Source organism: Flavobacterium sp. 83 (genome assembly GCF_000744835.1).
Classification (GTDB): Bacteria; Bacteroidota; Bacteroidia; order Flavobacteriales; family Flavobacteriaceae; genus Flavobacterium.
Map to the genome: position 1 here is coordinate 1,041,946 of NZ_JQMS01000001.1, position 13,190 is coordinate 1,055,135.

The following is a 13,190-nucleotide window of genomic DNA, read 5'->3' on the forward strand; positions in this document are numbered from 1 at the left end:
TTTAATATTTATTGATGTTTAAGTAAGCATTTGTTTTTCTAATTTTGTACCTCAAAATAATTGTAGGAACGATGAAATTAGAAATTAGAGAACTGTCCAGTTTAGACGAAATGCTTGTTAATATTGAGGTAATGCGTTTTTTGTATCCCACATTTACTTTAGAAAAATACGAATCGTATTTGGTTGAAATGATTCCACATAATTACAAGCAAGTTGCTGTATTTGAAAATGAAGTTTGTGTGGCTGTTTCAGGATTTTGGTCGGGAACAAAACTCTGGTCAGGAAAATATATTGAGATTGATAATTTTATCGTTCATCCCGAACATCGCTCCAAGGGTTTGGGGAAAATGATGACCGATTATATAGATACAAAAGCAAAACAAACAGGCTGTACTATGATTGTTTTGGATGCTTTTACGGGAAATTTTACGGCACACCGCTTTTATTACAACCAAGGATATGTCCCAAAGGGATTTCATTTTCTTAAAATTTTAAACGAAGAAGGATTAAGTTAAATCGTCAAAAGATGAAACGATATAAAAGAACGTTACTTTTTTTTATACTTGCAATCAGTTTGACCTTTTGTGGAATGAAACAGGAACTTCAAACGCAATTTCCACAAGAAATCAAATCAGTTTATTTTCAGAAATGGATTGGTGGGCAGGAAGGAACCGGTAGCGGAACGGATTTTTATATTGAATTCAAAAATCCCCTTAATAAAGAAATTAGCTTAGAAAAAATCTATTTTAGAAACCAGGAAGCAACTCTTCAAGAAATTACCAAAAATAAATTTGTGGCACATTTTTACCAAAAGAATATCAATCATGATTTAATCCTGGACAGTGATTCCCTAAAAGAATATGGTAATAAAGCACCAATCATGATAAAACCTAAATTCGATTTAAAACCAAATGTAGCTTTATTAGAATATACGGAAAATAAAAAAACCTTATTTTTTAAAATAATGAATCCCAAAGAAAATCCAACTATTGCCTATCCATCGATAAATAAACCAAAGAATTAGTTATTTTTGTTTTATTAAATATAAACAAATAAATCATTTTGGGATTATATAAAAGCCTTTTCAAACAAACAGCCATTTACGGACTAGCTACTGTTATACCTAGAATGTTCAGTTTCTTATTAGTTCCACTTTATACTGATTTATTGCCAAAAGCCGAGTATGGAAAAGTTTCCATAATTTTCGCCTGGATGATTTTTTTCAATGTTATTCTTGCTTACGGAATGGAGACCGCTTTTTTTAGATTTTATAATAATGAAACCAACAAGAAATCTGTTGTAGAAACCACAATGGTTTCAATTTTTTGGACCTCCATTTCTTTCCTGTTTATTGGGCTTTTATATCGAAATACCTTGTCACAATGGTCAGGAATAGATACACAGTACATCACCTATACCATTTGGATTTTAGCATTGGATGCGTTGGTGATTATTCCGTTTTCAAAATTGAGAGCCTACCAAAAACCGATGGTGTATGCCGCAATCAAAATTGGAAATGTTTTAATTAATCTTTCATTGAGCGTTTTCCTTTTACTTTTTCTACCTAAAATAGCGCAATCAAATCCCGATGGTTTTTTAGGTTCTTTATACATTGAAAACTTCCAGATTGGTTATATCTTTTTAGCTAATATTATCGCTAGTTTATTGACATTTGTAGTGCTGTCACCAGATTATATTTTGCTAAAATGGAAATTTGATGCTGCTCTTTGGAAACGAATGATGCGTTACGGATTGCCTATAATGGTGGCCGGAATTGCATTTGCCATTAATGAACAGTTCGACAAAATTCTATTAGGGAAATTATTACCGGTAAATATTGCTGAAGCTGAAGTTGGAGTATATTCAGCCTGCTATAAACTGGGTTTATTTATGGTGTTGTATAGAACGGCCTATACTTTAGGAATAGAACCCTTTTTCTTTAGCCATGCTTCTAATGCTAATGCACCGCAAACCTATGCGACAGTGACTAAATATTTTGTCATTTTTGGTTCTTTTATTTTATTGGGAGTAATCGTTTTTGCCGATATTTTAAAACAGCTTATGATTCGGGATGCATCCTATTGGGAAGCCATGAAAGTCGTTCCGCTTATTATTCTAGCTAATTTTTTCCTAGGAATTTATACGAATCTTTCGGTATGGTACAAACTCATCGATAAAACCTATATTGGGGCTTATATCTCCATTGTTGGAGCAATAATAACATTGGTGTTGAATTACCTGCTTATTCCAACGATGAGTTATTATGGTTCAGCAATTGCAACAATTGCTGCTTATGGAAGCATGATGTTTATTTCTTATTATTTGGGGAATAAATATTATCCAATACCATATGATGCCAAGAAAATTGGGGGATATCTAGGTCTTTCAATAGGATTTTCGGCTATTTCTTTCTATGGTTTTAGAGAAAATTATTTTGTTGGAATTCCACTATTACTCGCCTTTATGTATTTCATATATTACAACGAAAAAGAAATGTTAACCCGAATTTTGAACCGAAAAAACAATTAGAATTTAATTTGATTTTTTTTTGGAGCTATTTCCTGCTTTTTGCTATATCTTTTCTTTTTTAAAGAAAAAAAGAAAAGGATGCCGCTTCAATCAGGGCTATATCCCAAAATAATATTTACGGAGAAGTCGCGACTTGTCCCTTTCCTTCTAAATAAATAACAATGACTATAAAAATTATCAATAAATCGCAACATGCTTTGCCAAACTATGAAACTATAGCTTCGGCAGGAATGGATTTAAGAGCAAACTTAACAGAATCAATAACCCTAAAACCACTGGAAAGAGCCATTGTAAAAACGGGTCTTTTCATAGAATTACCTATAGGTTACGAAGCACAGGTTCGTCCAAGAAGTGGTTTGGCTGCCAAAAAAGGAATTACAGTCCTCAATTCTCCCGGAACAGTTGATGCTGATTATCGAGGCGAAATAGGAGTGATTTTAGTAAATTTAAGCAATGAAGATTTCGTTATCGAAAATGGGGAACGCATCGCACAACTCATCATTGCAAAACACGAACGTGCAGAGTGGATTGAGGTGCAGGAATTAACTGAAACTTCGAGAGGCGAGGGCGGTTTTGGAAGTACGGGAGTGAAATAATATTTAATTAGTGGAATGTTAGGCAACATTTTGAAAGAACATGATAGAAAATAATACATCGAAATTTAAATCAACCGATTTACACTTTTATTCAAGTAAAATAAAGGCGTTTTTTCTATTGTTAGTATCTTCACTTCTAGTATTTTGTGGAATATTTTTATATAAAAACATTTTTAATTTTGAATTAAAACCTTTTAAAAGTATAATGTTATTATTTGGGTATAGTATATTCGTATTTGGAATAATAATTTCAATTTTATATTTAATAAGAACAAAACCACTTCTTACTGTTACTACAAACGAAATCATTATTTATAATATTTTAACAAAACAAATAAATATAAATTTTGAAGGGATTAAATCGTTTTTTGTAATAACTACTAGTTATAGAGGAATTGCCAACAATAGACAGATTTGTATTGAAATGAAAAAACCAACAAAAAAATATAGTGATTCTTGGTTTTACAAATTACTATTGAAATTTGATATAAAAATTGCGAATTCACAATATGTAATACAAACTAATTGTCTAAATATTAATCATAAAAAACTATTAGCGATTTTAAATGAACATCTAAAAAAAATGCCTGACAACGGTTTATAGTTGATGTAATTTTGGTTCATCTTCAGGCGCAGTTAGCAGATTAAATACTCAAAAAATCCATGGGAATCCGTTTAATCTGTGGCTAAAAATAATATAAAAAAATCTTCGTAAAGTTTGCAGCATTTTCTGCAAACTTTGCGGTTAAAAAAATAACAATATGAAAATAATAGTACCAATGGCTGGGCGAGGTTCCAGATTAAGACCACATACATTAACTATTCCTAAACCATTAATTCCTATTGCAGGCAAACCTATTGTACACCGTTTGGTCGAAGATATTGCAGCGGTTTTGAATCAAGATATTGAAGAAATTGCCTTTATCATTCATGAAAGTTTTGGAGCAAAAGTAGAAGAGGATTTAATCGCAATTGCTCAAAAGTTAGGTGCTAAAGGGACAATTTATTACCAAAACGAGGCACTTGGAACGGGTCATGCCATTATGTGTGCCAAAGATTCTTTGAGTGGACCAGCTGTTATTGCTTATGCCGATACTTTAATTCGTGCCGATTTCGATTTAGATCAAAATGCCGATAGTGTAATTTGGGTAAAACAAGTAGATCATCCAGAGGCTTTTGGGGTGATAAACTTAAACGAAGCAAATGAAATAGTCGAACTGGTTGAGAAGCCTAAGGAATTTGTTTCGGACCTTGCTGTTATAGGAATTTACTATTTCAAAGATGTTGCCGTTTTAAAAAATGAACTTCAATTAGTATTAGACAATAATATTATTCACGGCGGAGAATATCAAATAAACGATGGAATAAAACAAATGATGGCAAAAGGTATGGTATTTGTTCCCGGTAAAGTAGATGAGTGGATGGACTGTGGAAACAAAGATGTTACGGTGGAAACGAATTCCAGAATGTTAGGGTTCTTGCATAACGATGGAATACATTTAGTAGACTTTGACGTTAAGTTAGAAAATTCAACAATTATCCCGCCCTGTTATATTGGGGAAGATGTAGTTTTGATTAATGCAACTGTTGGGCCTAATGTGTCACTAGGAAATGGATGTCATGTCTCAAACAGTACTATAAAAAATAGTTTGGTACAAACCCACTCCCATATTAAAAATGCGAATTTGGATAATGCTATGATAGGGAATCACGCCAGTTTTGACGGTAATTTTACAAGCATCAGTATTGGGGATTATTCAGTGTTAGAGTAATTGCACCCAAAATGAAGGAATAGCAAGAAACATTCAATGAAAAAAGGGGCTTTTATATTTCTGTTTTTGGTTTTGCAATGCAATTCAACGTTGCTATTGGCACAAACTGAACCGGAAGAAATTAAGCAGGATAAAGATCAGTTTCAGGAATTTTTTTATGAAGCGTTGCTTCAAAAGGGGATTGAAAATTATGACAAGGCGATTAAAGCTTTGGAGCAATGTGCAAAACTTCAACCCAATAATGCTACAGTCTATTTCGAATTAGGAAAAAACTATTTGGCTTCAAAGGATTATGGAAATGCCTACAGTGCATTCGAACACGCTACGCAAATTGATCCAAAAAACAGATGGTTTTGGGTGGGAATGTATGATGTGAGTTATGAAACCAGTAATTACAATCAAGCGCTGATTGCCATCAATAAATTAATTCCATTTGATGAGAAGTATAAAGAAGATTTGACATCGCTTTATATGGGAACCAAGCAATATGATAAAGCGCTTGATCTCATTAATGAATTGAATGCCACTTTTGGAAAATCAGAAAGAAGGGAATTATATAAAATGCAGATTTTATCGGAAGGGAAATTTCAAGATGTTGAAGAGTCTAATTTAATAGAACAAATCGGTAAAAGTCCAAAAGAAGAATCCAATTATATTGCTTTGATTAATTTGTATTCCAAGAATAATGAAACGGAGAAAGCATTTGAAATAACCAAAAAGTTAGCGGCGGCAATTCCAAATTCTGAATGGGCGCAAGTGAGTTTATTTAAAGTTTATTTGGATAACAATGACGCTCCAAAAGCAATCAATGCGATGAATGTTTCTTTGGCCAGTGCCAAAATAGATTCAAAGATTAAACACAGAATGCTGAATGAATTCTTGATTTTTGTGGATAAAAATCCGCAATATACTCCTGATTTAGAAAAAGCCATTGCCTATTTTGATACTGATGCAACAGTTGATGTAGCCAAAGAAATTGGAAAATATTATCATAGTAAAAAGCAATGGGACAAAGCCATTCCGTTTTATGAACGTGCTTTGAAAAATGGTTCGACCGAAGATATTGAAACGAATTTGCTTTTGCTTCAAGCGTATACCGAAGTAAAACAGTTTGATTTGGTTGCTAAAAAAGCCATGACAATGATTGAAACATTTCCTACGCAACCACAGTTTTATTATTATTCCGGTTTGGCAAATAACCAATTGCAACACTATAAAAATGCAGTAACAATTCTGGAAATGGGTATGGATTATTTGATAGACGATATAACATTAGAAACAAATTTCAATATCCAGCTTGGAGAGGCATATAACGGTTTAGGCGATTTCAAGAAAAAAGAAGTGTATTTCTCCAAAGCCAACGAATTATTAAAACAAAAAAAATAATGAAAAAATTTTCAATATTACTAGTACTTGCATTCTTTATGGCTTCCTGTAAATCTAAAGCTATTGTAGCTGAAGCAACTATAAAATCAAAGGGTCTTACTGCTGATAAAATAATAGAAAATCATTACAACAATAAAAACAATTTTTCTACATTATATATTAAGTCTAATGCAAGATATGCTGATGAGAAACAAACTCAGAATGTTACTGCCGAGATAAAAATCAAGAAAGACGAACAAATCTTGATTAGTATTCGGTTTTTGGGAATTACAATGGCCAAAGCATTGATTACACCAACAGCAGTGAGTTATTATGAAAAAATAAACGGTAGTTATTTTGAAGGGGATTTCAGCGGATTGAGTCAATGGCTAGGAACTGATTTAGATTTCACTAAAATTCAAAATATGTTGCTTGGTGATGCTATTGATGATTTGAATAAAGGAAAATATACGGAATCATTAGTGGAACAAACCTATAGATTGGATGACGTTTCTAATGGAAATACTAGAAAATCGTTCTTTTTTGATGCGGATAAATTCTTGGTCAAAAGACAGGAAATAAAACAAACCGCTGAAGATAGAATGATACAAGTTGCTTATTCAGATAACAAGGTGTACAATGAAGCCACATTGCCGTCAAATGTTTCCATAAATACGTTTCAAAAGAAAGGGAAAACAGAAATTAATTTAGATTATAACACAATAACCTTCAATGAGGAACTTTCTTTTCCTTATAGTGTTCCAAATGGGTACAAAAGAATTATAATTAAGTAAATTTGCAAAAAATATTTTTTTAAGATGCCAAAATTTCTCCTAAGCCTAATTTTTATAAGTATGACTTCATTACTATGGAGTCAGGAAACACAACAAGAAAAATTAGAAGAACGAAAAGCCCAGATTCAAAAAGAAATTCGCGAAAATGAAAAGCTATTACAAACCGTAAAGAAAAAAGAAAAAACGGCTGTAAATGTAATTGTTATTCAAAGCAATAAGATAAAGCTTAAAGAAAAACTGATCAATACTACTGAAAAGCAAAAGAAGCTTTTGGGGAATGACATGTATATTAATCAGATAAAAATTAATAAACTCAAAAAAGAACTGGTAATCCTAAAGGAGGATTATGCTGAGATGATTGTAAAGTCCTATAAAAGCCGTTCAGAGGAAAGCAGAGCAATGTTCTTATTATCGTCGGAGAATTTCTTACAAGCGTATAAAAGAGCTCAGTATATGAAGCAGTATACGAATTACAGAAAAATGCAAGGCGAAGAAATAAAGACGAAAACGGGAGAACTTGTCGTTTATAATGGAAAGCTAAATGTACAAAAAACTGCCAAACAAAAACTTATTGCTGAAAATGAAAAAGAACGTTTGTCACTAGAAAAAGAAAGACAAGAGCAAGAAAAATTAGTCCAATCCATTAAGAAAGATAAAAGCAAGATTCTTGCTGAAATCAAGAAAAAACAGCAAGAGTCGAGACAAATTGACAGGCAAATTGATCGATTAATTCGTCAGGCAATTGCTGAAGCCAATAGAAAAGCGGCGATGGAAAGGGCAATGGAAAAAGCAAAAGCGGAATCGCTGGCCGCATCAAAAACAGAAACTAAATCCGAAATAAAAACAAGAGCTAAAGAAATTGTTTCTACGTCTTCAGTTTCTTCATCAAAAATAGAACTAACAGCAGAAACCAAATTAATTGCTGATAACTTTAGAGCCAACAGAGGGAAGTTGCCTTGGCCTGTAGAAAAAGGATTTGTGTCATTAGGATATGGAGATCAGGCGCATCCTGTTTATAAAACCTTAGTTATTCATAATAGTGGAGTGGAGATTACAACTGATGCTGGGTCTAGTGCAAGAGCCGTTTTTGGGGGCGAAGTAACCAGCGTTATTGTTTTGTCTCCAATAAATAAAGCAGTGATGGTGCAGCACGGGGATTTCTTTACGGTATATCAAAATTTAAGTTCTGTGTTTGTCAATAAAGGAGATAAAGTAAGTACAAAACAAAGCCTAGGAAAAGTAAGGACAAATAGTGATGGTAAAACGATAATCAAATTTTTAATTCTTCAAAACACTACGTATAACAATCCTCAAAGTTGGTTGTATAATATGTAATAATGGATTGGAATCGAAGTAGTTTCAGTTCTTATATTTAGCTAAAAAAGCGAATCAAATAATTTGATTCGCTTTTTTTTGTGCCAAACAACGTGATTATTGTTGCTGTTGTTTTTGCTGCAGTTGCTCAATATGATCCAATTGTTCTTGGAGTTCTATAGAAACTTCTTCGAGTTGTACATCATTTATATCTTCAAATTGTCTTCCGTCTTCGTAGCCAATTGAAACGGATACGGAAAGTGTTTGTCTGGAAAGTCCTTTGAAAGTTCCTTTTACTAAGGTACAATCATAGAAATTACGACCTACTGAAAGTTTTACGTGATTGTCCATTGTCCAGATGTTATTTGTAGGATCTAGACCAAGCCAGCCTTGTGTTGGCGTGTAAATTTCTACCCAGGCGTGTGTTGCGCCTTCTCCCCTTAGGCCGCTTTCGTTAGGGCAAATGTATCCGCTCACATAGCGCGATGGTATTCCTGCCGTACGTAAGAGTTGTAATAGTAAATGTGCAAAGTCTTGGCAAACACCTTTTCTAATTTCTAAAATTTCATCGATAGTGGTTTCAATAGTGGTGATTCCTTTAGTGTACTTAAAATTGTTGAAAATATATTCATTGCATTGTTGCGCAATTTCTATAATGGGTTTGTCAACACAGTTTATTTCATCCAGAATTGCAAGGATTTCATTTTGCTTTTTGATGATTTCTGGATAACAAAGCCGAAGTAAAAGAATGCTTTTCTCTTTTTCTTTTGCCAAATCCATTACCTTAATATCATCTATTTCTGGTATTTTCAGCGAATGATTTACACGTACCACCATTTGAGATTCTATAGTCATTTCAGTGTGAGCTTCCAAAGTATTAAAGTTACCAACACGATTTCCGAAGTAATCCTGAGAGATTTCCACTACCGGATTATTCGTAATTAAAAGTTGGTATTGAAGTACATCTTGGTTGTCAAAATGGTGCGGGAATAAACGAATTTCATTTATACTTTCTTTTATGGGCCAATTGTATTGGTATTTTGTGATGTGAACTATTTTGAAAATTGCCATTTTATATTACGTTTAAGAGAAAAATAATTTAGAAAAATCTGTCGAAAACTGTATTAATTTTGTTCTTGTATTGTTAAGTACGTCTTCTAATTCCTTATTGGTAAGATTATGATAATCTGTAAATTCTATAGAACTTTTAAGTCTTCCAAATTGATTGTGCAATGTTCTAGCTTCACTCAAATTATTGTCTTTAAACAAGTTGTTCAAATAGGTGTCTATTAATTCTAAAGTGTAAATTACGGAATGGGCAAAATCTCTATTGAAGATAACGTGCTGCACTACTTTGCGATTGTGAGGAATATTACTGTAGCTTTTTAAATAGAATTCGTAGCCAGAAAGAGAAAGTAATAATCTTCTCCAATATAATAAATCTTCATCTCCATCTAGATTGTATTGAATAGGGGCGTAGTAGGCTTGGGTTAGGGAGATAGTTTGCAGACATCTTTCTATATGTTTACCAATACTTGAAAAACACCAACCCAATCCTCTAGGCATTGTCACCTGAAGAATTCCATTATAAAGTAAGAAATCTTTATTGAGTTTTGAGATAATATTACTCGCATCAGAAGTTTCTAATTTTTTTGGTAAATCGGGTGAATTCATGAAGTGATACAAAGAATTGATATGTTCCCAAAGTTCTTTTGTAATTTTATCTTGAGAACCTCTTGCATTTTCTCGTGCTTTGTTAACGAGATTCTTTACTGAATTCTGGTTTTGACTATCGCAAATGATATACTTTAGAACATAATTTGTGTCATATTGTACTTCATTTATTTGTTTTATGGGTAAATCAGTATAGTAATCCAATAAAGGTTTGTAACCTTTAGCATCATTCGTTTCCGTGTCAAATGACAATATATAAAAGGTGTTTAGGGTAAGTAACATTCCATCTGTTCTTTCCATGTATCGGTTGAGCCAAAACATTCCGTGTGCAACTCGGCTTAGCATATTTGCTTTCATGTTGTTTGTTTTTTAAAAGGTATAACCTATTAGACCTTTAATTTATTTTACTATCCAAGTATCTTTGCTTCCTCCCCCTTGAGAAGAATTAACGACTAATGAGCCTTCGGTAAGGGCAACACGAGTCAGTCCACCAGGAACTATTTTTACGCCATTGGGACCACACAAAGCATAAGGTCTTAAATCTACATGACGTAGTTTTAGTTCTCCATCAATAAGGCAAGGCACAGTGCTGAGTTGGATGATGGGTTGTGCAATGAAATTACGTGGATTACCAGCAATGGCAATTTTTGCATTATCTAATTCTTCTTGGGTTGCTTTATTTCCCATAATCATTCCATAGCCGCCACTTTGGTTGGTTTCCTTGATAACCATGTTTTCCATATTAGCAAAAACCATTTCTCTTTCATCTAGATTCTCCATTCTGTAGGTTGGTACATTTTTCAGGATTGGCTCTTCGTTCATGTAATATTTTATCATATCCGGTACATAAGCGTATACCGCTTTATCATCGGCGACACCGTTTCCTACCGCATTTACTAAAGCTACATTTCCATGTTTGTAAGCACTAATAAGTCCTGGAACGCCCAGCGTACTATCTGGTTTGAAAACTAAAGGGTCAAGATATTCGTCATCCAAGCGTCTGTAAATTACATCTACCTGATGAAGCCCTGAAGTAGTTTTCATATAAACTTTATTGTTGTTTACTACTAAATCTCTCCCTTCGACCAAAGGAATTCCCATTTGTCTGGCTAAAAAAGTATGTTCATAATACGCCGAGTTGTAAACTCCAGGTGTTAATAAGACTACGTTTGGGTTAGCGATATTTCTTGGAGACAGTGAAACCAGAATATTATGAAAAATCATCGGATAATTACTTACCATACTCACATGATTGGAGGTAAGCATTTCCGGAAAAATACGTTTGGTTATTTCTCTGTTTTCAAGCATGTAACTTACTCCGCTAGGACAACGCAAATTGTCTTCCAGTACATAAAACTCTCCTTTTGCTCCCCGAATTAAATCTATTCCTGCAATATGCACATGAATATCGTGAGGTAATTTAATTCCATGAACTTCTTGTATATAGTGCGGACAAGAGGCTATTAATGCAGCTGGAATTATTCCTTCTTTTATAATAAGCTGCTCGTTATAGATGTCTTCCAAAAATAAATTGAGTGCTTTTAGCCTTTGTTTTATTCCGGATTCTACTTCGTTCCAGTCTTGTTGGGTAATGATTCTGGGAATAATATCAAAAGGGAATATTCTTTCAATTCCTTGATTGTCATCACTGTAAACGGTAAAAGTTATTCCTTGATTCATGAAGAAATCAGAAGCTTGCCGATGTTTATCGTTCAGTTTTTCGTGATTTAAACTTTGTAATGTTTGTAATACTTGACGGTAAGATTCCCGAACTCCCTCATTAGAAAACATCTCGTCCCAACCATTTGGGTTTAAATTAGGCATCAATTTCACCATAACATATTTTGTTAAAAAATTAAACTATGTTGCATTTTATTGTAAAAAACGCATCGTTAAGGCTAAAATATCAATTTAATTTTTATAAAAATGACGATTGAGTAACTATTTAATAATTTTTGCAACATTCTTTTTTTGGCAATTGTTTTTTGATAATTATTCTATTTTGTAATGTCGTTTTTTTTGATTTCGCAGTAGAATGAATATTTTTTGATTGATAAACCCCATTAAATATAGGACATGAGGGTTTGTTTTAAAAAAAAATGAATGTATAGTTTGTAAAAGGGAGGGTGTGAAAATAAAAACAGAAAAAAGTAGTTTCTGTTTGCGAAAAAGAAGAGTCAATTTTAGGGTGTAAATTGAACGCAGTTTTTAATTGCAACCAAATGAAAAATCCCAGTTATTAATGAGATTTAATAACTGGGAGTAGGGTTTATTTTGTTGAATAACCGTTTTTGATTATTTATTAAAAGAAGATTTTATAGCTTTCATTACACTTGGAGTTGACCATTGACCAGCCACAATAATACGTCTTATTGTATATAGCGGATCAATTGAATCTCTTTTGGTTGATAAGATAAAAGCCATTTGATAGCCACTCTTTTTTATTTGAGGAATAGCTTCCTTATTCCATAAACCAAAAGGATATGCAAAATAAGTCACTGGTTTGCCAATAATGTCTTCCAGTTTCTTTTTAGGTTTTACCAATTGAGTTTCCCAGTCTTCTCCTGCATATTTAGTCACCATATGATGATCCCAAGTATGAGCAGCAACTGTATTTCCACTGTCAGATAAGCTTTTAATTTGCTCTTTTGTCAAATAATTAGGACGGTTGATGGAAACGGTCATTACAAAGAATACTCCTTTGAAGCCGTATTTTTTCATTTCGGTTGCACCTAAACTATATTGCTCACCTCGTGTATCATCAAATGTAATCATGATAGGATTTGCTGGTAATGGGGCATCATGAACTAAATATTCATACAATTGATCGGGTAAAATGCTATGATATCCTTCGTCAGACAACGCTTTCATTTGCTGTGCAAAATTAGCTGGAGTTACGGTATAGGTTTTTGTCATTTCACCGGCATTGGCACTAAGCTCCTTGATATTATGATAACATAATATAGGTACTTCTTTTTTGGAAAGAATGGTTGCTAAGTCAGCCATTTCTTTTTTAGGAGTAATTTTTTTAACAGGCGTATTAACTTCAGTTGTCTCCTTTTCTATTTTAGTTGGTTTAGAGTTACAACTAATCAATAAAGATAAACCTAGAGAAACTGAAAATAAGATATTTTTCATAATTGAAT

The 13,190-nt window shown here is 33.0% G+C and carries 13 protein-coding genes; 9 read left to right on the top strand and 4 right to left on the bottom strand.

The features are described from left to right. Nucleotides 1-71: 71 nt before the first annotated feature. From T410_RS04565 to T410_RS04605, 9 genes are all read left to right on the top strand, one after another. Nucleotides 72-515 (top strand): N-acetyltransferase, encoded by a 444-nt coding sequence (locus T410_RS04565; RefSeq protein WP_035669026.1) that lies wholly within the window; start codon nucleotides 72-74, stop codon nucleotides 513-515. 11 nt (nucleotides 516-526) lie between these two features. Next, nucleotides 527-1,024, top strand: a complete 498-nt coding sequence (locus T410_RS04570) for a hypothetical protein (RefSeq protein ID WP_035669028.1) — start codon at nucleotides 527-529, stop codon at nucleotides 1,022-1,024. Nucleotides 1,025-1,062: 38 nt separating this feature from the next. Next, the gene (locus tag T410_RS04575; RefSeq protein ID WP_035669030.1) at nucleotides 1,063-2,529 is read left to right on the top strand and encodes a lipopolysaccharide biosynthesis protein; all 1,467 of its coding nucleotides are present in this window, start codon (nucleotides 1,063-1,065) and stop codon (nucleotides 2,527-2,529) included. Between the two features lie 161 nt (nucleotides 2,530-2,690). After that, a complete protein-coding gene (gene dut, locus T410_RS04580; RefSeq protein ID WP_035669032.1) occupies nucleotides 2,691-3,125 on the top strand; it encodes a dUTP diphosphatase in 435 nt (144 codons plus the stop codon). A 40-nt stretch (nucleotides 3,126-3,165) separates the two neighbouring features. Further along, nucleotides 3,166-3,729: an STM3941 family protein gene (locus T410_RS04585; protein ID WP_035669034.1), complete on the top strand. Its 564-nt coding sequence runs from the start codon at nucleotides 3,166-3,168 to the stop codon at nucleotides 3,727-3,729. Between the two features lie 157 nt (nucleotides 3,730-3,886). Beyond that, on the top strand, nucleotides 3,887-4,897 hold the full coding sequence (locus T410_RS04590) for a sugar phosphate nucleotidyltransferase (protein ID WP_035669036.1): 1,011 nt from the start codon (nucleotides 3,887-3,889) through the stop codon (nucleotides 4,895-4,897). A 36-nt stretch (nucleotides 4,898-4,933) separates the two neighbouring features. Further along, entirely contained in the window at nucleotides 4,934-6,283 is a 1,350-nt protein-coding gene (locus tag T410_RS04595) for a lipopolysaccharide assembly protein LapB (protein WP_035669038.1), read from the top strand. Continuing rightward, entirely contained in the window at nucleotides 6,283-7,056 is a 774-nt protein-coding gene (locus T410_RS04600) for a DUF4292 domain-containing protein (protein ID WP_035669040.1), read from the top strand. The genes T410_RS04595 and T410_RS04600 overlap by 1 nt, the downstream gene beginning before the upstream one ends. A 60-nt stretch (nucleotides 7,057-7,116) precedes the next feature. Continuing rightward, nucleotides 7,117-8,391, top strand: a complete 1,275-nt coding sequence (locus T410_RS04605) for a murein hydrolase activator EnvC (RefSeq protein ID WP_238567342.1) — start codon at nucleotides 7,117-7,119, stop codon at nucleotides 8,389-8,391. A gap of 96 nt (nucleotides 8,392-8,487) precedes the next feature. On the opposite strand, the gene T410_RS04610 is transcribed toward T410_RS04605, so the two are convergent. From T410_RS04610 to T410_RS04625, 4 genes are all read right to left on the bottom strand, one after another. Then, entirely contained in the window at nucleotides 8,488-9,441 is a 954-nt protein-coding gene (locus T410_RS04610) for a transglutaminase family protein (protein ID WP_035669042.1), read from the bottom strand. 12 nt (nucleotides 9,442-9,453) lie between these two features. Next, nucleotides 9,454-10,401, bottom strand: a complete 948-nt coding sequence (locus tag T410_RS04615; protein WP_035669043.1) for an alpha-E domain-containing protein — start codon at nucleotides 10,399-10,401, stop codon at nucleotides 9,454-9,456. Between the two features lie 42 nt (nucleotides 10,402-10,443). After that, the gene (locus T410_RS04620; RefSeq protein ID WP_035669044.1) at nucleotides 10,444-11,880 is read right to left on the bottom strand and encodes a circularly permuted type 2 ATP-grasp protein; all 1,437 of its coding nucleotides are present in this window, start codon (nucleotides 11,878-11,880) and stop codon (nucleotides 10,444-10,446) included. Between the two features lie 459 nt (nucleotides 11,881-12,339). Then, a complete protein-coding gene (locus T410_RS04625; protein ID WP_035669045.1) occupies nucleotides 12,340-13,182 on the bottom strand; it encodes a polysaccharide deacetylase family protein in 843 nt (280 codons plus the stop codon). Nucleotides 13,183-13,190 lie beyond the last annotated feature (8 nt).

Coding starts and splice junctions, on each gene's coding strand:
- T410_RS04565 (WP_035669026.1), top strand. CDS start 72: ATGAAATTAGAAATTAGAGAACTGTCCAGTTTAGACGAAATGCTTGTT.
- T410_RS04570 (WP_035669028.1), top strand. CDS start 527: ATGAAACGATATAAAAGAACGTTACTTTTTTTTATACTTGCAATCAGT.
- dut (WP_035669032.1), top strand. CDS start 2,691: ATGACTATAAAAATTATCAATAAATCGCAACATGCTTTGCCAAACTAT.
- T410_RS04585 (WP_035669034.1), top strand. CDS start 3,166: ATGATAGAAAATAATACATCGAAATTTAAATCAACCGATTTACACTTT.
- T410_RS04590 (WP_035669036.1), top strand. CDS start 3,887: ATGAAAATAATAGTACCAATGGCTGGGCGAGGTTCCAGATTAAGACCA.
- T410_RS04595 (WP_035669038.1), top strand. CDS start 4,934: ATGAAAAAAGGGGCTTTTATATTTCTGTTTTTGGTTTTGCAATGCAAT.
- T410_RS04600 (WP_035669040.1), top strand. CDS start 6,283: ATGAAAAAATTTTCAATATTACTAGTACTTGCATTCTTTATGGCTTCC.
- T410_RS04605 (WP_238567342.1), top strand. CDS start 7,117: ATGACTTCATTACTATGGAGTCAGGAAACACAACAAGAAAAATTAGAA.
- T410_RS04610 (WP_035669042.1), bottom strand. CDS start 9,441: ATGGCAATTTTCAAAATAGTTCACATCACAAAATACCAATACAATTGG.
- T410_RS04615 (WP_035669043.1), bottom strand. CDS start 10,401: ATGAAAGCAAATATGCTAAGCCGAGTTGCACACGGAATGTTTTGGCTC.
- T410_RS04620 (WP_035669044.1), bottom strand. CDS start 11,880: ATGGTGAAATTGATGCCTAATTTAAACCCAAATGGTTGGGACGAGATG.
- T410_RS04625 (WP_035669045.1), bottom strand. CDS start 13,182: ATGAAAAATATCTTATTTTCAGTTTCTCTAGGTTTATCTTTATTGATT.